This window comes from Sphingobacterium sp. 1.A.5, assembly GCF_002734235.1.
Lineage (GTDB): Bacteria > Bacteroidota > Bacteroidia > Sphingobacteriales > Sphingobacteriaceae > Sphingobacterium > Sphingobacterium daejeonense.
Genome location: NZ_PEBA01000004.1, coordinates 118,871 through 139,098, shown reverse-complemented (window position 1 = coordinate 139,098; position 20,228 = coordinate 118,871). Strand labels below are relative to the sequence as shown.

Annotated in this window: 17 protein-coding genes; 11 read left to right on the top strand and 6 right to left on the bottom strand. The window is 33.3% G+C overall.

Annotation, left to right across the window (positions count from 1 at the left end):
- Window positions 1-6: 6 nt before the first annotated feature.
- The 4 genes from CRT24_RS03985 (at window position 7) to CRT24_RS03970 (ending at window position 2,804) form a co-directional block, all read left to right on the top strand.
- On the top strand, window positions 7-1,029 hold the full coding sequence (locus CRT24_RS03985; protein ID WP_099369947.1) for a hemin-degrading factor: 1,023 nt from the start codon (window positions 7-9) through the stop codon (window positions 1,027-1,029).
- The gene (locus CRT24_RS03980; protein ID WP_099369946.1) at window positions 1,026-1,850 is read left to right on the top strand and encodes a ChaN family lipoprotein; all 825 of its coding nucleotides are present in this window, start codon (window positions 1,026-1,028) and stop codon (window positions 1,848-1,850) included. Before CRT24_RS03985 ends, CRT24_RS03980 begins: the two co-directional genes overlap by 4 nt.
- Window positions 1,851-1,920: 70 nt before the next feature.
- A complete protein-coding gene (locus tag CRT24_RS03975; protein ID WP_099369945.1) occupies window positions 1,921-2,259 on the top strand; it encodes a hypothetical protein in 339 nt (112 codons plus the stop codon).
- A 5-nt stretch (window positions 2,260-2,264) separates the two neighbouring features.
- On the top strand, window positions 2,265-2,804 hold the full coding sequence (locus CRT24_RS03970; protein ID WP_099369944.1) for a DinB family protein: 540 nt from the start codon (window positions 2,265-2,267) through the stop codon (window positions 2,802-2,804).
- Window positions 2,805-2,856: 52 nt separating this feature from the next.
- Here CRT24_RS03970 and CRT24_RS03965 read toward each other — a convergent pair whose 3' ends face one another.
- The 5 genes from CRT24_RS03965 to CRT24_RS03945 form a co-directional block, all read right to left on the bottom strand.
- A complete protein-coding gene (locus CRT24_RS03965) occupies window positions 2,857-3,222 on the bottom strand; it encodes a hypothetical protein (protein ID WP_099369943.1) in 366 nt (121 codons plus the stop codon).
- Between the two features lie 90 nt (window positions 3,223-3,312).
- On the bottom strand, window positions 3,313-4,053 hold the full coding sequence (locus CRT24_RS03960) for a hypothetical protein (protein ID WP_180269060.1): 741 nt from the start codon (window positions 4,051-4,053) through the stop codon (window positions 3,313-3,315).
- A 789-nt stretch (window positions 4,054-4,842) separates the two neighbouring features.
- Window positions 4,843-6,384 carry a helix-turn-helix domain-containing protein gene (locus CRT24_RS03955; protein WP_099369941.1) on the bottom strand — a complete coding sequence of 514 codons (1,542 nt, stop codon included), beginning with the start codon at window positions 6,382-6,384 and terminating at the stop codon, window positions 4,843-4,845.
- 6 nt (window positions 6,385-6,390) lie between these two features.
- Window positions 6,391-7,431, bottom strand: coding sequence for a helix-turn-helix domain-containing protein (locus tag CRT24_RS03950; protein ID WP_180269059.1), 1,041 nt, complete (start codon window positions 7,429-7,431; stop codon window positions 6,391-6,393).
- Window positions 7,432-7,480: 49 nt separating this feature from the next.
- Window positions 7,481-8,413, bottom strand: a complete 933-nt coding sequence (locus tag CRT24_RS03945) for an AraC family transcriptional regulator (RefSeq protein WP_099369939.1) — start codon at window positions 8,411-8,413, stop codon at window positions 7,481-7,483.
- 615 nt (window positions 8,414-9,028) lie between these two features.
- Between CRT24_RS03945 and CRT24_RS03940 the strand changes: the two genes are divergently transcribed.
- The 7 genes from CRT24_RS03940 to CRT24_RS03910 all read left to right on the top strand — a co-directional run bounded on the left by CRT24_RS03940 (window position 9,029) and on the right by CRT24_RS03910 (window position 18,052).
- Entirely contained in the window at window positions 9,029-11,227 is a 2,199-nt protein-coding gene (locus CRT24_RS03940) for a bifunctional alpha,alpha-trehalose-phosphate synthase (UDP-forming)/trehalose-phosphatase (RefSeq protein ID WP_099369938.1), read from the top strand.
- A gap of 19 nt (window positions 11,228-11,246) precedes the next feature.
- Window positions 11,247-13,043, top strand: coding sequence for a glycoside hydrolase family 15 protein (locus CRT24_RS03935; protein WP_099369937.1), 1,797 nt, complete (start codon window positions 11,247-11,249; stop codon window positions 13,041-13,043).
- 76 nt (window positions 13,044-13,119) lie between these two features.
- Window positions 13,120-13,896, top strand: coding sequence for a DUF4382 domain-containing protein (locus tag CRT24_RS03930; protein ID WP_180269058.1), 777 nt, complete (start codon window positions 13,120-13,122; stop codon window positions 13,894-13,896).
- 108 nt (window positions 13,897-14,004) lie between these two features.
- Window positions 14,005-14,442, top strand: coding sequence for a MarR family winged helix-turn-helix transcriptional regulator (locus CRT24_RS03925; protein WP_099369935.1), 438 nt, complete (start codon window positions 14,005-14,007; stop codon window positions 14,440-14,442).
- 72 nt (window positions 14,443-14,514) lie between these two features.
- Window positions 14,515-15,585, top strand: coding sequence for an HlyD family secretion protein (locus CRT24_RS03920; RefSeq protein WP_099369934.1), 1,071 nt, complete (start codon window positions 14,515-14,517; stop codon window positions 15,583-15,585).
- Window positions 15,586-17,124 carry a hypothetical protein gene (locus CRT24_RS03915; RefSeq protein WP_099369933.1) on the top strand — a complete coding sequence of 513 codons (1,539 nt, stop codon included), beginning with the start codon at window positions 15,586-15,588 and terminating at the stop codon, window positions 17,122-17,124. It abuts the gene before it with no gap.
- An 88-nt stretch (window positions 17,125-17,212) separates the two neighbouring features.
- The gene (locus CRT24_RS03910; protein WP_099369932.1) at window positions 17,213-18,052 is read left to right on the top strand and encodes a hypothetical protein; all 840 of its coding nucleotides are present in this window, start codon (window positions 17,213-17,215) and stop codon (window positions 18,050-18,052) included.
- Here CRT24_RS03910 and CRT24_RS03905 read toward each other — a convergent pair.
- Window positions 18,049-20,169, bottom strand: coding sequence for a heavy metal translocating P-type ATPase (locus CRT24_RS03905; protein ID WP_099369931.1), 2,121 nt, complete (start codon window positions 20,167-20,169; stop codon window positions 18,049-18,051). The genes CRT24_RS03910 and CRT24_RS03905 overlap by 4 nt on opposite strands.
- Window positions 20,170-20,228: the final 59 nt, after the last annotated feature.

Genomic DNA, 20,228 nt, shown 5'->3' with positions numbered 1-20,228 from the left:
ATAAAAATGGAGAATCAAACAGCATTGAAAGAGAGATTTGAAAGTTATAAGTTACAGAACCCAAGCAGTAGAATTCGTGAGGCTGCAAAGCAATTGGGTGTTTCAGAGGCAGAATTAGTAAGCATTGGTTCTGACAATATATTATTGTTACCTGAGTTTAGCAGTATCTTAAATGATATACCGGAGTTGGGGGAAGTTATGGCCTTGACCAGAAACAATTATGCTGTTCATGAAAGGAAAGGAATTTATACAAAGGCCAGTTTTCATGGGCAAATTGGTTTGGTCACTAACCCAGATATTGACTTGAGATTATTTATGACTGCTTGGACGTATGTTTTTGCAGTGAATGAGAACAACAGGAAAAGCATTCAATTCTTTGATCGATTCGGTGAAGCGATTCATAAGATTTACTTAACGGAAAACAGTAATGCGGAAGCATTTGAAAGATTATTAGCTAAATATACTTTGAATGACCCTCCTACTATACAAATAGAAGTTAAGCCATTTCAGGCCAGCATTGAAAAGCTTGATGAGGATATTGATGTGAATGGTTTCCAAAATGAATGGAAAAGTTTGCAGGACACGCACGATTTCTTTGGCATTTTGAAAAAATACGAGGTTAGCAGACTACAGTCTATGCGACTGGCTCCGAAAGGATTTACCTACAATATTCCTGTTGGACAGGCTGAAAGTTTATTGAATTTGGTATCTTCAAGTGGGATTGAATTTATGGTTTTTGCGGGCAACAAAAGTTGTTTACAGATCCATACAGGAAAAGCAGAAAAGATTGTAAGAACCGGGCCATGGATTAACATTCTTGATGACAAGTTCAATCTTCATTTAAATGATACCGAAATAGATAGTTTGTGGATCGTTAAGAAACCAACAAATTTGGGTTTGGTCCATAGTATTGAAGCATTTGACAGGGAAGGAAATCTAATCATTCAGTTTTTTGGAAAAAGGAAACCAAGCATTCCTGAGAGTGAAGATTGGCGTAAAATAGTTAAAACAATAGAAAATCAAATATGAAATATTTCTTCATCAATTTAATGGTCTTCCTATGTTTTGGTTTTGTAAATGCACAAGACCAGTATCAAGTTTTTGATCGAGAAGGCACTGAAGTAAGCCTAGCCCAAATAATAACAGAAGCAGATGAAAAGCCATTAATATTTTTTGGAGAAATCCATGATCAATCTTTTGCCCATCAAGCTGAGTTGGAGCTATTCAAGGGACTTCATGAAAAATATAAAGGTCTAGTGGTGATTGGTATGGAAATGTTTGAAGCTGATGTACAGCCCATTATTGATGAATATTTTTCAGGTAAAATAAATCAAAAGAGTTTTGAAACAGAATCTAGGATTTGGTCAAACTATAAGTCAGATTATAAACCGATTTTAGAATATGCCAAGGAGAACCAAATAATGTTGATTGGTACCAATGTTCCAAGGCGTTATGCGAATGCTGTTTATCACCAAGGTCTAAGTATATTGGATAGTCTTTCAGATTATGCAAAGCAATTTTTCCCGAAACTACCGATTCAGATTGACACTACTATTCAGATCTATCAAGAAATGTTAATGATGATGCCAGACCATAGCAATACCAACATGATCTATTCACAAGGTCTCAAGGATGCAACGATGTCTCATTTTATTTTAAAGAACAAGAATGCTGATGAAATATTTCTTCATTTGAACGGCTCGTATCATTCCAAAAACAAACAGGGAATTTTATCATTTTTAAAGGATTATCCTTTAGAAAAAACTATTACTATCCAAACGGTTTTGAGGGATAAGGATCATGATATTGATTTTTCTTCGTCCGATTATACCATCATTAAAATTAAGTGAGATATTCCCAATAAGCATAACTTTTAATTTTATTAAATAAATTCTATCTTCATAAGGTTAATTTTGCCTTATGAAGATTCTTTTTTTTGTTGCATTTTGGGTTTGTCAGATAAGTTCCAGTATTATTTTCAAGTATGGAGGTATCCAGCCTAAATACCAATGGGCAGCCTTAATTGCTGGGAATATAATTTTATTATCTGCTTCTTGGTTTTTGGTTCAATTATTTAGAACTGTCCCACAGCCAATTGTTATTGCATTATGTTCAGGCGGTACGTTTTTAACTGTTCAATTAGCTATGGCATTATGGTTTAAACAACCCTTAAGTTGGATGCAGATTTTAGGTTCTTTGATAATTATCATTGGAATGGTGATGGTTACTTTTGGTGATAAATCGGTTACTCAAGGATAATATATATGGGCAAGCAAGATAAAGATCAATTGGAAGTATGGATGCGCGGACCTATTTCGGGTATCAGCCCATTATTACAGCCTGTGGCGCACGCATTGCTTCAAATCGACGAGGATATCCAAAAGCAATTAACAGACGAAATTGAGCCTTATATTTGGATCCGACCTTTTGAGATGGCCAATATTGCTTTTCATGTACAACATATCACTGGCGTTATCAAAAGAATGGTCATCTATTCTAAAGGAGAATCACTTACAGATGAAGAATTACAAGAAATTAAATTAGAAGGCCTTCAAAATCTGGAAATAAACAATGAGGTTTTAAAGAATCGGTTGCATGAGGTAATCGAGCAAACTGTGAGATATTTAAAGAGCATTGATCCTAATACGTTGGCTGATGAGCGATTTTTGGGGAGGAAGAAAATACCAACTACTCAGATTGGATTATTATTTCATGCTGCGGAGCATGGTCAGCGTCATTATGGTCAGTTATTAGTTACCATAAAAACCGTTAAAGGATTATTTCTTCAGGGTTCTATTCACTAGATCATAAGAATTAATCCTAAAGCCCTTTTGGACTTTAGGATTATAGAAGCAATTAAGCAATTTTTTCATCGAAGAAAACGATAAATTGGGTTGGATTAAACCCAGTTCTATCTTTAATGCTTTTTGCGAATTTTCCATAGGAAGAGAAACCAGATAAGGCAGCCAAATAGGTTAGTTTAAAGTTCCTCGCTTCCTCTACTGTGCGCAAGTAATTGTTCAAAAAATTGAGCCTTAGATTGTTTACATAGTTAGGGAAATCAATTTTTTTGTTTTTGTTTACGACAAAAGAAAGGTATTTGGAATTACAGCCAATTTCTTTTGATGCAGACGTTATAGAACATGCCGGATTCAAATAAGCTTCTTTAGCTTCCCATTGAGCCAATGCAGCGAGAATTTTGTTTTCTGTGTCTGCATTCATGTACTCCTTTTTAATTGTTGTAAGATTGTTAAACATAATAGATTAGATAGTGTTAATTTATTTTTTTATTTATTACGGTTCTTTTAAAATTTAGATTATTTGGTAATTATATTGGGCTATACTATTTATCGAACTAGAGTCCGTGTTAGGGTTTATTTTATTGTTTTCATTACTTATATCATCTCTCATAATTTTCATTGCTAAGATTAAGCTGTCCTTGAAGTTTTGATCTTGCGAATCGAAAAAGAGATCATTCAAGAATTTTAATCCATATTTAGATTTGAATAGGATTACTGCATTTATGATTACATTTCTCAATTTGATATCTGCGCATTTATAACACGCTATGATTTGTGCTTCACTTTGTTTATAGTTGAGTTTAGTGAGTGAATTGATCAATGCAATTTTAATTTCACAATCAGTTTCGGAGGCTAATAGACTGGCCAATATTGAGGCACATCCTTTTTGATTAAAAAATGCAATTTCATTGATCATGAACTTTCGGAACTCATTATTTTGGCCTTTTCTAACCCAACGGCTCAACATAGGCAAATGGCCAGTTTGAGCTTTAGCCAACAAAAATTGGTGAACTAAGATGCCGTCAAGTACAGTAAACTCATTATTGAAGCTTTCATCCAAGAACTTGAAAGGTTCATGGTTATTTAAATTTTCAGCGATTATTTTATTATCAGGTTTAGAATTCGGGATTGAATTTTGAATATATAGATGTTGAAATTGTTTTTTATAAGAAAATTTAAGATCATCTAAATTTTTCTCCGAATTATAATTGTTTTTTGGGAGTACATTCTGAATGGAATATTCCAATTTCATTCTTAATGTATCAATAGCAGCTTTTTTGTTGACAAATTTTTTGTTGTCGAAATAGTTTTTAATGTAGTTAATTAAAAACAATACGATTAAAGATGTGAAGATAACTAAGGATAGTCTAATGACCCAGGGTAAGTCCCAGAATTTAGCCTGTATAAGGAACAGGTAAAATATAAGATAATAACTTAGATACATAATTTTAAATATTTTAATATTAATAGTTAGTTGGTTTCATTCACCTAGATTTCGTGAAGGTTTAAATTCCAGTTAATCCTTCGAAATCGTTTACTCAAAATTACGTCTCGGCTGCAAAAAAGTATGTCTCATTTCGCTGTACTGCTATTTAAAATCAATTTTAAGACATGTCTTAAAAAGGTTTAACTATCTGATATACAATAGGATAAACATTACTACTCAAGTAGCTTCATTTAATTTACGATTTTCGAGAATTTGAAATTTGTGAGTATATTTCCAGTGATATTTGGGAGTTTTTGGGTGGTGGACATTGGTAAAATTTAACAGAACCCCTAAAAACTTATCAAAATAGTAACGATTTAGCTATAAATTTTCAAAAAAATCCGAGGTCAAACATTGAGTATCCCGCAAATATTTTTGTTTTTTACCATTTTTCAAGATAAGTACTCCCTAAAATAGAGAGATAAAGGAGTATATACCGCAAATCAATAGCTAGGTGGTTATTGATATGAAGGAATGTCCACCCCCTAAAAAAGACTATTTAGAAAAAATTAACCTAAAGATTAATGTAATTATCCTATAATTTTCGGGTTGTAATTATTCTTTGTTAGCCTTTAGTTGTTCAATAAACTGTGAGGGAGTAATATTCATAACGTTTTTAAAGGCTATCGTGAATTTACTATGGGAAGTAAACCCTGACATATCTGCTAAATAAGACAATTTATAGTCCAGCATTATTTTATTTGATTCTAATTGCTGTACGATATATTGAATTCTCAAATTCAATATATAATCATTGAAGTGCTGATTTTTATACTTTCTAATAATGTAGGATACATATTTTTGATTTGAATTGATTTTGTTTGTGAGAGTACCCAAGGTTATAGATTTATCGAGGAAGAATTTTTCATCTTCAAGATCATTCAGTTTTTTTACAAGTCGAGTTTCTGTTTCCAAAGAAATCTGAGAATCCAAATTTACAATGGTATTTTCTTTTTCTAAGCTTTTATGATTAGGATTTAGAGATTCATGGTCATTGTTTTGGATGTATTGAGTTTGACTTTCGGATATTTCATTTTTAGGATGGATTTTGATGAAATAATAAAGAATGAATAAACTTAATCCAATAATAAGTGTCCATATCAGGATTAGGTTATTTCTTCTTAGTAGTACAATTTCCTCAATGTTGCTTTTCAGCAACCCATTGCCAATAATTTGGGCAGTATTGTGGTTTTGTTCTATTAATTTAGAATATTGGTCAAAATATGTAAGGGACAATTTATGGTCTCCGATTTTTCCATAATATTTAGCACTTTGAAAATAGAATCTACTTTTCAATTCCATATTGTTTGAACTTTCAATGTAAGGCAATTCAAGATCAAAGAATAATTTTGCTGAGTCCAACTGTCCAAGGTTAAAATATGCTTCAGTTAACATTTGATAAGCATAAGGTCTTAATAATGTTTCCATTCCTGCTACATCATCAAGGACTCTTTTTAAATAGGGTATACTTTCAGAAGGGTTACCTAATTGATTATAACAGTCTGCAAGAATCAGATGGTTTTTTGATCTCAACAATATGGATGCCTTATGATTTACATCGATATAACCTTTTTTCATTATGGCGGCATTAATTAGGTCAATGGCATCAGAATATCTTTTAGAAGATATTAAAAGTTTGGCTTCCTCCTGAATAATTTGTATTTCCAACAAGTAATATGCGCTACTGTCATTTATTCCTTTAATATTTGATTTTGCTCTTTTGATATAATTTGATGATTCTTCAAAAACTCCTATTTCCCTATATATTGATGCTAATAATATTGCACTACTTGTTTCATAATCTAGTAAACCTAGGAGGTTGGATAATTTATCTGCTCTTTGGGCATAATTTACGGCTAAAGAATATGTTCCTACGCTTTGATGAACAAATGATATGACGAGGTTTGCTTTTATTTTGTCGAGATCAGTTTTAGCATTCTGCATCAATGAATCTGCCACACGGAAAGCTTCGACAGAATTTGATGCGACTAAGTCCAGCATTACATCATTAAAGCGCTTATCAGCGTTACTATTCTGGGCAAATCCGTGAAATCCAACGGACAGCAATAAACAAAAGCATAAGATATATCTTAACATTTTAAATTAATTTTGGAGACACATCTCTCGATATTCAATTGGTGTACAGTTTTTTTCTATACTAAAGTTTCTGTAAAAGGAAGCTCTTGAACTAAATCCACACCGGTATGCTAATTCGTCGATATTCATGTCAAAATCTGGTTTATTCAATTCTTGACATACCTCTTCTATGCGCAATGCATTAATTGTTTTTAAAACATTTTGGTTGAAATTTTCCTTAAAAAATTGAGATATCACAGACCTAGATAGTTTTAAATCTTTTGCCATTGTATTCAAATTGAACTCTGGATCCAGGTATTTTTTATCCTCTAGATATAATAATATTTTACCTTTTAGAGATTCATGCTTTAAATCTGGGGATAATTTGACTGAATAAATTGTTGATGGCGCTGTATTAATAGGTTTTGCAATTGGAATTGAATTGTTGTTTTTTGTTTGATTTATCAATTGTTTGAGTAAGAAATTGTAGACCATACTAATCCCAAGCATCATAATAATATATACTGTCAAACCTGAAAGAGGTTTACTGACATCAAATTTATTTATCAATGTTGACATAATTGTAGGGATAATAAATGCTGCCAATACCAACAATAAAACCATAAAGTAATAATACAGCCTTTTAATATCAAGTTGTTTAAAATCAGATATTTTACCTTTTATCAAGATAGAGGCTGGGTATAACATCCATGACAATCCAAATAAACTATATAAAATGATGTAGTATAATTTACCATATTGAAATCTCAACTTTTCATTACTCAGGAAAATAATATATACGATTGTAAGGATTAAAAAAGGTATGGCGTGTATAATAATTGTTTTGTTTGAAATATCCTTTTTTTTAAAAGCTAGATAACCGATGTATAAAAATGGTCCATAGAGGAGACCAAATGGTGCTCCAATATCTACGTATCTATATCCAGGTATAATATCCCTAAACATTGCAGCGAATATGATATGAAAAAGGATGACGAGAATAAGGTAAGACATTACTTTTTCAAATGCACCTTTTTTAGGCAGATTGAGATATAGTTGATAACTCAAAAGGCAAAGGACAATAATTGCTGAATAAATAAAATAAACCAACATAGATTTACTTAGTTAATTTGTTTCTATAGTTAGATGGTGACTCTCCTACATAATGCTTAAAATATTTATTGAAAGCAGTTCTAGAGTCAAAACCACTTAAATTGGCCAAATATTCTAGTTTTAAATTTCCATCATTTTTATGGATTAAATCAACAGCGTGATTTACTCTAAATGTTGCTAACCAATCTTCAAATTCGACATTAAGTTGATCTTTTATATAGTAGGATATTTTGACTTTTGAATGTCCTGAAATCTTCGCTAGCTTTTCTAATGAAAAATGTGCGTCTAGGTATAGTTTTTCAGTTTCCATAATCTGATTAATATTGCTTTTGATCAATTGTATTTCTTCTTCAGAAATATATGCTGTCTCGATTGTTTTTTTAGAGTTATTTTCATTAAATACATTTGGAGAAAATCTATTTGATATAAGAAACCAGGTTAGTATACCAACATTAATTACCATTAATGAAATGATTACTAGTTGCTCATATACATTTGTAAAATTATTTGAGATATGGTTAATGTATATAATATTCAAGAAGAAAAATACTGCCAAGCCAAGTATGGCAAGAATTTCTAGTAAAATCAGATTTTTTTCATTTATAAAGGAAGAATCTCTTTTTTTGGAAAATATAACCAATGCTGGATAAATGAATAATGAACTGAGTGTGGTTATAAAATATATATGCCTAAAAAGGATGACCTGATTTTCACCTATCGTGTAAAATAAAATTGAAACGATTATAAAAGGGATAAAATGAAGGAAATAATAAATAATTGGTAATTTTTTGTTTAGTTGGTTGAGAAATGCAAAAAAGAGAATTGGTCCAAATATTAATGCGATTGGGAAATCATACCTTTTCATCATCAATAAAATTTGAATCAATAGACCAATGCCGAAAATGGTCAATAAAATCTCAAATATGTTCTTTTTCATTTCTAATAACTGAGATAACTGCTAAGATTTTCTCAGAATGATTAATAATAATAGGTCCTTTTAAAAGCAAGGAACTGTTAATAATTGCAATACAGGATAACGCATTGAGGAGATTCTATAGGTTAGCTGCATTTGTTGGAACAAATATATTTAAATATTCAATTCAGCTTCTATAGACCTAAAATCACAATTTTTAAACAATTACTTTAAAAAATACCTTAGTACAATAGTTAATGTTTTGGTTCGATACTTATGTTAAGTTTCACTTGCTATTCAGTAAAATAATAACATAATACGAGGATATTTTTACCAATTGGAAACTGAAAATAATTAGCTTTTTCTAATTAAAAGCAATATTATTCATATTACCTCCTAATATCCTATTAAATTTAAGGATAATCTAATAATTAATAAAATCCTGATTATAAAAAAGTTGACATTTCATAACAATTTAATTTTAAACATTACACTTCATTAATTTTAATTTAAGTCGTTGAATTACCTATTATAGTTAATGGTTCTAAATAATAAAATTACAATTGGGTTACTATGTTAATTTGATGTTGTAACATATTTATAAAACAATTTCGAGATTCGATTGTATTTAAGGAACATATGCTACAAAATCTAGACATACCCGCAACAGGTACTCTAATCATTTCGAATCGCCTACCCGTCAAAATTGAGAGAAAAAAGTCAAAGCTTAAATTTACTGCCAGTGAAGGGGGCTTGGCGACAGGATTAGGATCCTTTTATAAGGAAAATGGATCTTGGTGGATTGGATGGCCTGGGATTATCCCCAAGAACGAATCTGAAGAGAAATTAATCAGAGAAGAATTAAAGAAGCTGAATCTCATTCCAGTTTTTCTAACTGAAGCAGAAATCAAAGGTTATTATGAGGGTTTTTCAAATGCTATTTTATGGCCTTTGTGTCATTACCGCCCAAGTTATGTTGAATTAAAACAAGACTATTGGCTTAGCTACACAGAGGCGAACCGAAAATTTGCAGAAGCTGCCCTTCCTTTTATAGAAGAAAATACCAACGTTTGGGTTCATGATTATCAATTGATGCTTGTTCCAAATTATATCCGAGAACAAAAGGAGTCATGCAGCATTGGTTATTTTCATCATATCCCCTTTCCTCCTATTGAACTTTTCAAGATGCTTCCATGGCGTGAAGAATTATTGATGGGTTTAATGGGTTCTGATCTCATCGGTTTTCATACTTATGAAAATGTCGATAATTTTTTAGATTCAAGTTCTGGGATTTTGAATTTACCCACGAATATCAATCAATTAAAGATTAATGGTCGTAAAGTTTTGGTGGATGTATTTCCAATGGGGATTGACTATGAAAAATACAAAAACCAAGCAATTACTCCGGAGACTCGAAATTATGCTACTCATCTAAAAAGCTTATATAAGAATCAAAAGATAATTTTGTCTGTTGACCGTTTAGATTACAGTAAAGGTATTTTACAGCGATTGACTTCATTTGAAATCATGTTGAACAACCATCCAGAACTCATTGGGAAGATTGTTTTATATATGCTGATTGTCCCTTCTCGCGATCAGGTTGGCCAATATAAGAAATTGAGGAATGAGATTGATCGTAAAGTTGGTAACATCAATGCTGTTCATGGGAAACCGGGCTGGCAACCTATTGCTTATTTTTATGATTCCCTTCCGTTTGATGTTTTGTCGGCTTTGTATTCCGCTGCAGATGTTTGTTGGATTACCTCATTATACGATGGTATGAATTTGGTTTCCAAGGAATTTATAGCGAGCAAGCAAGATTCCACTGGAGTTTTGGTAATCAGTGAGTTTGCTGGAGCTTCCAAGGAACTTTCAGATGCTTTGGTCATCAATCCATACGCCGTTCAGAGGACAAGTAGAACACTTTATGAGGCGATTACGATGCCTGTAGAGGAACAAGATGAACGGTTAAAATCTAGTCAAGAGATCGTTTCCAAATTTACGGTTCATCATTGGGTTAATTTATTTATGCAAAGGCTTTCTGAGGTCAAAAATACACAGAGAGATGAATTGGCGCGCAAAGTTCGTGAAATGGTTGAAGCGGAGATCAAATCATCCTATGCAAAAAGCAGCAATAGGTTAATTCTTTTGGACTATGACGGTACTTTGGTTGGTTTCAATAAGAATGCAGATAAGGCTACTCCTACTCAACAGGTTTACGATGTATTGGATCAGTTAAGCAAGGATCCAAAAAACCATATTTCCATTATTTCAGGTAGAAAATACAGCAATTTGGACAAATGGTTTTCAGAAAGACCTTATTACTTGATTGCCGAACATGGAATTTGGAGTAATTTTCCGAATAAGGAATGGCATTTGGTTCCTGGGTTGAGCAATTCTTGGAAGGCAGATATTCATGAAATCCTTCAAAGATTTACAGATAGAACTCCTGGATCCTCTATTGAAGAGAAGTCTTATTCCTTAGCATGGCACTATCGAAAGGTTGAAAAGGCTTTCGGTATTAGGCAGGCTCAAGAATTACTTCAAGAATTAAGGCATTTAAATCAGGTTTTGGATTTGCAGATTATCAATGGCGACCGTGTGATTGAAATAAAGAGTAAACTAATTAATAAAGGCAAAGCAGCCATCAACATTGTTGAACAGATAAAGCCTGATTTCATATTGTGTATTGGTGATGATGCTACCGATGAAGATATGTTTATCTCATTACCTGATACAAGTATCACCATAAAAGTTGGTGACAAACAATCTCATGCGAAGTATTACGTTGAAAATCATGAGGAAGTCCTACGATTATTGGACTCATTAAGCAAGTAAAAAAGTATAAAGAAGATTTATGGATAAAAGACATATATATAATAGTGGAATAATTGGGAATTGTAATTTTATCGCTCATGTCCATAAGAGCACGAATATAAACTGGCTTTGTTGGCCGACCTTTGAGGACAGTTTTGTTTTTGGATGTTTATTGGACGTTAACAAAGGAGGTGAATTCAACATCAAGTTGAATGATACACAAATCACTTCCCATCAATATTATTTAGAGAATACCAATATATTAGTAACCGAAGTAAAGGGAGAGCATTCAGGTTTTAGGGTTACGGACTTTGCTCCACGCTTTGTTCAATATGATCGTTATTTTAAGCCTTTGATGCTAGTTAGGATTGTTGAACCTATGTATGGCAATCCTTCTATTCGTGTGAATTGTCATCCTCGGGCCAATTACGGTCGAGATGAATTCAATAAATTTAGAGGTAGTAATCATATCAAATTTGAGCATGATAAAGAGAGCATGCGTTTGACTACCAATATTCCGATCAGTCATTTTTTTGATGAAGAACAAGGCAACTTTCTATTGACGGAAAAGAAGTATATGATTCTTTCATATGGTAATACCTTTGAAGCTTCCTTACAGCAAACGGCTGAAGAGTTTTTGATCAAAACCAAAATTTACTGGAGGCGTTGGACGAAAAAGGCGAATATTCCTAATTATTATCAGGACCATATTATTCGATCAGCGTTAGTCCTTAAGTTACATCAATACGAAGATACCGGGGCTATTATCGCTTCTAGTACTACGAGTTTACCAGAATCACCGGGCTCTGGTCGGAATTGGGATTATCGATATTGTTGGGTTCGCGACAGTTATTACGTACTTACGGCGCTGAGCCATATTGGTAAATTCGATGAATTGGAGGAATTTGCTAATTACATTACCTCCATAACACAATCAGATTCTGGAAGATTGCAACCTTTGTATGGTATTTTAGGGCGGAAGGCGTTGACAGAGATAGAGTTGGATTATTTGGAAGGTTATCGCGGGAATAAACCTGTTCGAATCGGGAACCAAGCATACGAGCATATTCAAAACGATGTGTATGGCCAGGCTATGATTGCGCTTCTCCCCTTGTATACAGACTATCGTTTTCCACAAGATGAAAGAAAGGATGCCAAATCATGGTTAAAATATATCTTGGAAAAAATTCAGATGACCATTGATGAAAAAGATGCTGGAATTTGGGAGTTTCGAAATATAGCTAATCATCATGCTTATTCAAACCTATTCCAATGGGCTGGGGCATCTGCAGCTTTGAAGATTGCGCAACAAAATAACTATAAGGATATTGAGGAACAAGCTAAAACCTTAATGGATAAGGCAGCAGCTTATATTGAAAAATGTTATGACCCTGAAAACGAAGTTTACAGAAATTCGGATGAGGGAACAAATTTGGATGCCAGTACCTTACAATTGATTCTTATGAACTATTTAGATCCTATTTCTGAAAGGGCTATGAAACATTTGGCGGCAGTTGAGAAAGAATTGAAGGGCAAGAATGGTCTATTTTATCGCTATCTACATAGGGATGATTTTGGAAAGCCGAAGACTACGTTTTTAGTTTGTGCATTCTGGTATGTTGAAGCGTTGGCCTGTGTTGGTCGTCTGGATGAAGCTAAAGAAACCTTTGAACAATTGCTTGAATATGGCAATGATCTTCAACTATTTTCAGAAGATGTACATGAAGATGATGGTAGCCAATGGGGTAATTTTCCGCAAGCATATAGCCATGTAGGATTGATGAATGCTGCTTATCGTATTGCTATGAAGTTAGATAGGCCTATTTTCCTGACTTAGTAAATGTTAAAAAAACAATAATTGTTTAAACTGGTACATAAATTGTTTAATGATTTTTCTAATAACGGAAATTACTATGAAAGCATTACTAGGATTATCATTAGCAGCAGCTGCTTTAAGCTTGGCAAGCTGTAGCACAGACAACACAAACACCACCAATGGTACTACTCCTGTAAGGATTGAAATTACAGATGCACCAGCTTATTATGACAAAATCTTTTTAGATATTGATCATATTGAGGTTATCACAGAAGGCGGAAAACAAGTAATTGATGTGGACCATGATCCATTTGATATTTTGCATTATCGTGAAGGTGAATTTTTCCTTTTAGCAGAACATGACGTTCCTTCTGGAAGATTGCAAGAAGTAAGATTGGTATTGGATGATGATAACACAATCGTGGTAGATGGAGTCACTCACGACTTAACTACTCCTTCAGGACAATCATCAGGTGTAAAAATCAAAGTTCAGGATGATTTAATTCCAAACATTGCCTATACCTTGGCGTTGGATTTTGATGCATCTAAATCTATCCATACGACAGGTAATGGTAAATATATGTTGAAACCAGTTATTCGTGCGATTCCTGTAGCTGTTTCTGGAGCATTAACAGGATTTGTTTCTCCAATAACGTCAAATGCTCATGTATTTGCGATTCAAGGAACAGATACATTGGGTACTTTAGCTGGTCCAACTGGTAAATTTTATTTCCCAGGTATTGAACAAGGTACTTACAAAGTTGATATTGTTCCGGCTGCCGGTGATTTTCAACCAAAGTCAATTGAAAATGTAACTGTTACTACAGGTGAAGTTAAAGATTTAGGTCAAATAGAATTAAGTCCAGCAAACTAGTTTGTATATAAAAAATTAAAGGCACCCTTAATGGGTGCCTTTTCTATTACACACAAATTAGTTTGATATTTAACTGTTAAATATTTAACTTTGTTAAAATTTTAAGAGATGGCAAAAGAGCAAGTAGTAGTACAGCAGTTAATTCGAGATATTATATCCCTTAGGGTAGCAATCAAGCAGTTTTATTTTCAAAAAGTGAAGGATTTGGACTTAGATGTAACTTATGAGATGGTACAAGTATTGGCCGTTCTATGGCGGGAACATGAATTGAATCAACAGGATATTGCTGAAGCTGTTCAGAAAAGTAAAGCCAGCGTCACCCCTCTTATTGACAATCTATGTAAACGAGATTTAGTTCAAAGAATACCGGATCTCAATGATCGAAGAAACAATAAAATTACCTTGACAGAAAAAGGATGGGAATATCAAAAACATTTGGAACCTGTTCAAAAAGAACTTTATGAAAAGATAATTCAAAATTCACAAATAAAGGATATTTCAGAAATAAGCAATCAATTAAGATTGATAAAAAATGCTATTGAATAATAGTATTTTTTTGACACATTAGTTCAACATCGAACTATTATTATTTTAACAATTAATATTAATACTTCATATATGGAAACAAAAAACCAAAAGGTTATTAGCCAAAAAGAAATGCAAAGAAGGATTAAAATTTATAGCATAAATATATTATCTATTTTAATCATTTTAGGTGTTATAGGTTGGGGTTTAATGACTTATTTGCATTTAAACAACAGTGTTTATACGGAGGATGCACAAATTGATGGGCATATTAATCCTATTAATACAAAAATAACCGGATACATCAAGGAAGTTCGTTTTCAAGAGCATCAGATGGTTCACAAAGGTGATACATTAATTATTTTGGAAAACGATGAATATAAGATTCAAGTTGAGAATGCGTTAGCCAATTTAGCCGATGCCAAAGCTGGCAATTCAGTTGTTCAGACAGAAGTCGCTATTGCACGCAATAGCCAGGATATCGCAGATGCCAATATAGAGGAATTGCGTACCAGGCTTGAAAATGCAGAAATTAATTATAGAAGATTCAAGGATTTAATGGATCATGACGCTATTGCTGTTTATCAATTTGATCAAGTCAAGACGGAATATGAATCATTAAAGGCAAAATACAAAGCTTTAACTGCGCAAAAAATCAGCTCTCATCTGACGACGCAGGAAACGAGCAAAAGGACCCGAATTAATGAAGCTGCAATTTTGCGTGCTACTGCAGCATTGGATTTGGCGAAGTTAAATTTATCATATACGGTAATAGTAGCTCCATATGATGGAGTTCTTGGGCGTGTTCCTTTGGAAGTTGGTCAATTGGTTCAATCAGGGCAGCAATTATTTAATATCGTTAGAGATCAGACGAAATGGGTGACCGCCAATTATACAGAGAGTCAGATGAAACAGATCAATTTAGGCAAGAAAGTTCATTTGAAGGTTGATGCTATTCCGGATGTTGTATTTGAAGGAGAAATAAAAGCGATCTCAGAAGCCACAGGTTCTAAATATTCGAATATACCAGTCGACAACAGCACTGGAAATTTTGTCAAAGTGCAGCAAAGGATTCCTGTGCGCATAGAATTTTCTTCTGCTAACCATATTGAGGATTTGAACAAATTGATGGTTGGATTAAATGAGGTTGTAAATTCTATTTAAATGCACAGTGGTTTATTTCGGATCTGGGTTCCCAAAGAATTAAAGCTAACGATTCTTCTTATCATTGCAGTTGCTTTGTCTATATGCAGCGGAATACCCAGTACTATTTATTCATATGTTGTACCTGACCAATCTGTAAACTCTGCGGATCTATCGATGGCCATGTATGCCTATTGTACTGGTATGGTATGTTCGATTTCGTTGATTTTTCGATTGACCTTATTTATGCCAAAGAAGAGGTTGATCACCTTTTGTATCCTAGTCCTGTTTGCAATAAATTATGCGCTGTCAGTTAATCAAGTTCCCTTGGTCACAGTAATGCTGATGTTTGTATTTGGCTGTGTAAAGATTATTGTAACTATGGCCATGATTACAGAGTTGATGCCTTATCTGATGCCAACAGGAGAAAGGTATCAAATGTATGCGATATATTATCCGATGAATTTAATATTTCCTGTTGTTGGAGGTTTGATAACAGCATATCTCGCCAGCCAGTATTATTGGGAATTAGGATATCTTTTTCAAAACTTGACTTTATTATTCTGCCTATTATTAGTGATTACCTGTTTTAAGACCGAGAATATCAAAAAGGTACCCTTATTTCAATATGACTGGTTGGGTACGATTTTATTGGCCTCTAGCCTATTATGTTTTTCATTTGTTGCAAGTTATGGGGTCCAGCATAATTGGTTGACTAGTCAAAGCATAATTATTGCAATTGTTTTGATGGTTATATTTTTCATGTTGTTCTTTAATAGAAATTATAAGAAGAAAAGAAAGATTATAAGCTTCTCAGCCATTAGTAACAAAGCTACGCTGCTAACATTGTTAACCGTTTTTTTGTTAGGAATATTCTACGCGAACACGAGTCTATTGAGTAATTTGATGAATGTTTTGTTGCCTGGCAATCCAACCAAACAGGCAGAGATAAATTCATTTGTTATCATAGGATACTTTATAGGAAGTATTCTTGTTTATGTCTACTTTAAAAACACTAAGAAGTGCAAAACGATCTTTTTAATTTCTGCCCTACTCTATTTAGCATCCAATTTTATGTTGTATCGATTAATAAATTCCAATACACCTTTAAATGATCTCATAATTCCAATAATCTTGAGGGGGATGGCTATTATAATTTCATTTATTGCTACTGCAGTTTATTTGGCTGGGAATGTAAATGGGAAAATGTTTCTACACAGTATAGTATTATTTCTTTTGGTCAGGACCTTTTTAGTAACGGTATTTTGGTCCAGTTTTATTGGCTTTTGGTATAATAAGCTTCAAATTATCCACCAGACCAGGCTAGTAGAAATTATGAATAGTCAGCAAAGTGCTGATAGGAATTTGATTTTGAGTTTCCAGAAACAAGCAAGCTTGTTGGGATTACGGGATCTATATTTGTATTTATGCATAATTAATGTTGTGGTCATTCTCATCATAGCATTTTTACCTTATCATTCTTCAACAGTAAGGCATATTTTCAACTGGGGATCGAAGAAGAATGCCAAGGAATTAATTCAGGCAACTCCGATGTCTTAATTTTCTTTTCGATTAAACTTATCGCATTTTCTTTAGTCCATACCTGAAAATGCACTTTTATTATTAACTGAGAATTTATCGGATGACTATGCCAACTTATTTAAAATTTCTAGTTCTGCTTCTAACCTTTTCTATTGGTTCTATAAACTACGGATATTCGCAACTTGACAGTCTATCTGTTACAGACTCTACAATCCAAAGTAAAAACGATTTAATATTTGAAAGAATTGTTGATCAGCGGCTCATGGGTTTTCCTATTAAAGATATGTTCAGTGATGAATTCCAAATTATTGCCTATATGATGTTATTGTCCGATGACGGATATTTCGGTTATTCGAAAAGCAATTACTTATCCATTGTTAATGGTTGGCCAAATTTTATGGTTTTCAAAGATATTCATGGATTGACTTCTGAACTAGAAATCAATGGGAAAGGGAATTTCACTTTTTATTACCCAGATGGTAGAACTATAACTTCATTTAGAAAAGGGGTCTATGAATTTGCAATAAAAGATGAGCATGATGTTATTTATGATTTGACATTTGATATGTGGAGGTTGTTAAGCATTAAAAATAGTGAAGGATATTCTTTAGATATCAACCGTATCAAGCGAGGTTTCAGCGTGATCGATAATGCCAACAATTCAGTAGAGTTAAAAAATTCTGGTATTTCAAAAATGATCGCCACCTATTCTAGCGGTTATACAAAGCGGTCAGAAAAAACGAATTTTGGGTATACTAATTCCATATTAGTAGATAACCAACCTATTTTCAGTATGAAATATGATTATATATCCAATAATTATCTTTTTAAAGATTCAGAAGGCATAGAACTCAATATGAGCAATCAATATAAACCCTATATTCATAACCATGATCATAATCACACGACGTTCAATATGGGTGGATTAAATTCGGAAACTCCTTAATTGGATCTTTTATTAAGGAGTTTATAAAAATCTGTTTTCTGAATTCTTACAGCGTTTAATATGGCCAACAATGCGACTCCTACATCTGCAAAGACAGCTTCCCACATGGTTGCCAATCCACCTGCACCAAGGATCAATACTATTGCCTTAACGCCAAATGCAAGACCAATATTCTGCCATACAATCCTTTTAGTCTTCTTCCCGATCATTATAGACATAGGTATTTTCAAAGGTTTATCGTCTTGAATTACGACATCTGCTGTTTCTATTGTAGCATCTGAGCCCAAACCTCCCATAGCAATACCTACATCGCTTATTGCTACAACAGGTGCGTCATTAACTCCATCTCCAACGAATGCGACTATACGATCATTGGCTTTAACTGCTTTCAATCTTTCAACTTTGTCTTCAGGCAAAAGGTCACCATATGCTGAATCTATCTTTAGTTCTTTAGCCACTTCGTTGACAACTGTAGACTTGTCACCACTTAACATCGTCACATTAACACCTTCTTTATGCAATGCTTCTATAGTTTCTTTCGCTCCCGCTTTGATTTTGTCAGCAATACTAATATAACCTATATATTTCTCGTCAAATGCTACTGCTATCGTAGTAAATACAATTCCTCTATGTTCTTTAGGATATGAAATTTTGTATTTGTCCATTAGCTTATAGTTTCCAACTAATAATTCTTTTTGGTCTACTGTACCTCTCAACCCATGTCCAGCAATTTCTTCTACATTTTGAATGGTTATATTTTCTTGTATTTCACCTACATATTCATGTATGGCAGTCGCTACAGGATGGGTGCTGTTATTTTCAATTTCATTGACATACTTTAGTATTTGTTTCTGATCGGCCTGTTGATCAAAATTTACTTCAGCAACTTTAAATACTCCTTCTGTCATTGTTCCAGTTTTATCCATTACAACGTGTTTTACAGCGGCCAAGCTATCCAAGAAATTTCCACCTTTCACCAAAATTCCATGTTTGCTGGCTGCCCCTATTCCTCCAAAATATCCCAATGGGATTGAAATCACCAATGCACAAGGGCATGATACCACTAAAAATATCAAGGCTCTGTATAACCAATCTTGAAAAACATAATCATTAACAAATAAAGCAGGAATAAAAGCGATACCAATTGCGAGGAAGACTACAATTGGGGTATAGATTTTTGCAAATTTTGATATAAATAATTCTGTAGGAGCTTTTTGTGTAGTAGCATTCTGAACCATTTCCAGAATTTTACTCAATTTACTGTCCTCATAAGCAGAAGTTATCTCCACTTGTGTTACAGTATTTAGATTAATCATTCCTGCCAGGACAGTTTCACCTTTATTTTTAGTGTCAGGTTTACTTTCGCCAGTTAATGCTGCGGTATTAAAAGAACCCGAGTCAGAGATTAACTTTCCGTCTAATGCCAACTTTTCACCTGGTTTGAGCTGAAGAATATCTCCAATTTTGGCATCTATTGCTTTAATAGCTTTAATTTTTCCATCTACTAAAATATTAGCTTCATCTGGTCGTTGGTCAAGGAGGGCTTTAATATTAGATTTTGCTCTAGACACAGCTAACGTTTGAAAGGCTTCACCTACTGCATAGAAAAGCATAACCGCTACACCTTCTGGATATTCGCCAATTGCAAAAGCACCTAAAGTAGCTAATCCCATCAAGAAAAATTCTGAAAAGAAATTTCCTTTTTTTATACTGATCATTGCATCTTTAAGAACAGGAATACCTACAGGTAAATATGCTGCGATATACCAAATGATTCTAAGCCAACCTGTAAACCAAGAGAATTTAAAAAAATGATCAAAAGCTAATGCTGAAAGCAATAATACTAAACTGATAATTGCAGGTCTAAACAGGATAAATAGATTTCCATCAACATCATGAGAATGATCGTGATCATGTCCATCATCATGGGAGTGCTCGTGATCATGTCCATCATCATCTGAATGCAGATGATCATTGTCTTTGGTATGATTAGCACTTTGTTTAATAATTTTATTGGATTTTAAAAGGTCATCAGCATTTGCATTCTTATAAACTTTTGCCGTTTGACTGCAAATTTCGCAAACGCCATTACTATTAAATATATGTTTGTGATCCATGAAATATCTATCTTATCTTTCTAATTTACCCAAATTATGTCATAAGGTGAAAACTCAGA

Excerpts from the sequence above, each read along its gene's own strand:
- CRT24_RS03985 (WP_099369947.1), top strand. The coding sequence starts at position 7 with ATGGAGAATCAAACAGCATTGAAAGAGAGATTTGAAAGTTATAAGTTA.
- CRT24_RS03980 (WP_099369946.1), top strand. The coding sequence starts at position 1,026 with ATGAAATATTTCTTCATCAATTTAATGGTCTTCCTATGTTTTGGTTTT.
- CRT24_RS03975 (WP_099369945.1), top strand. The coding sequence starts at position 1,921 with ATGAAGATTCTTTTTTTTGTTGCATTTTGGGTTTGTCAGATAAGTTCC.
- CRT24_RS03970 (WP_099369944.1), top strand. The coding sequence starts at position 2,265 with ATGGGCAAGCAAGATAAAGATCAATTGGAAGTATGGATGCGCGGACCT.
- CRT24_RS03965 (WP_099369943.1), bottom strand. The coding sequence starts at position 3,222 with ATGAATGCAGACACAGAAAACAAAATTCTCGCTGCATTGGCTCAATGG.
- CRT24_RS03960 (WP_180269060.1), bottom strand. The coding sequence starts at position 4,053 with ATGAAATTGGAATATTCCATTCAGAATGTACTCCCAAAAAACAATTAT.
- CRT24_RS03955 (WP_099369941.1), bottom strand. The coding sequence starts at position 6,384 with ATGTTAAGATATATCTTATGCTTTTGTTTATTGCTGTCCGTTGGATTT.
- CRT24_RS03945 (WP_099369939.1), bottom strand. The coding sequence starts at position 8,413 with ATGAAAAAGAACATATTTGAGATTTTATTGACCATTTTCGGCATTGGT.
- CRT24_RS03940 (WP_099369938.1), top strand. The coding sequence starts at position 9,029 with ATGCTACAAAATCTAGACATACCCGCAACAGGTACTCTAATCATTTCG.
- CRT24_RS03935 (WP_099369937.1), top strand. The coding sequence starts at position 11,247 with ATGGATAAAAGACATATATATAATAGTGGAATAATTGGGAATTGTAAT.
- CRT24_RS03930 (WP_180269058.1), top strand. The coding sequence starts at position 13,120 with ATGAAAGCATTACTAGGATTATCATTAGCAGCAGCTGCTTTAAGCTTG.
- CRT24_RS03925 (WP_099369935.1), top strand. The coding sequence starts at position 14,005 with ATGGCAAAAGAGCAAGTAGTAGTACAGCAGTTAATTCGAGATATTATA.
- CRT24_RS03920 (WP_099369934.1), top strand. The coding sequence starts at position 14,515 with ATGGAAACAAAAAACCAAAAGGTTATTAGCCAAAAAGAAATGCAAAGA.
- CRT24_RS03915 (WP_099369933.1), top strand. The coding sequence starts at position 15,586 with ATGCACAGTGGTTTATTTCGGATCTGGGTTCCCAAAGAATTAAAGCTA.
- CRT24_RS03910 (WP_099369932.1), top strand. The coding sequence starts at position 17,213 with ATGCCAACTTATTTAAAATTTCTAGTTCTGCTTCTAACCTTTTCTATT.
- CRT24_RS03905 (WP_099369931.1), bottom strand. The coding sequence starts at position 20,169 with ATGGATCACAAACATATATTTAATAGTAATGGCGTTTGCGAAATTTGC.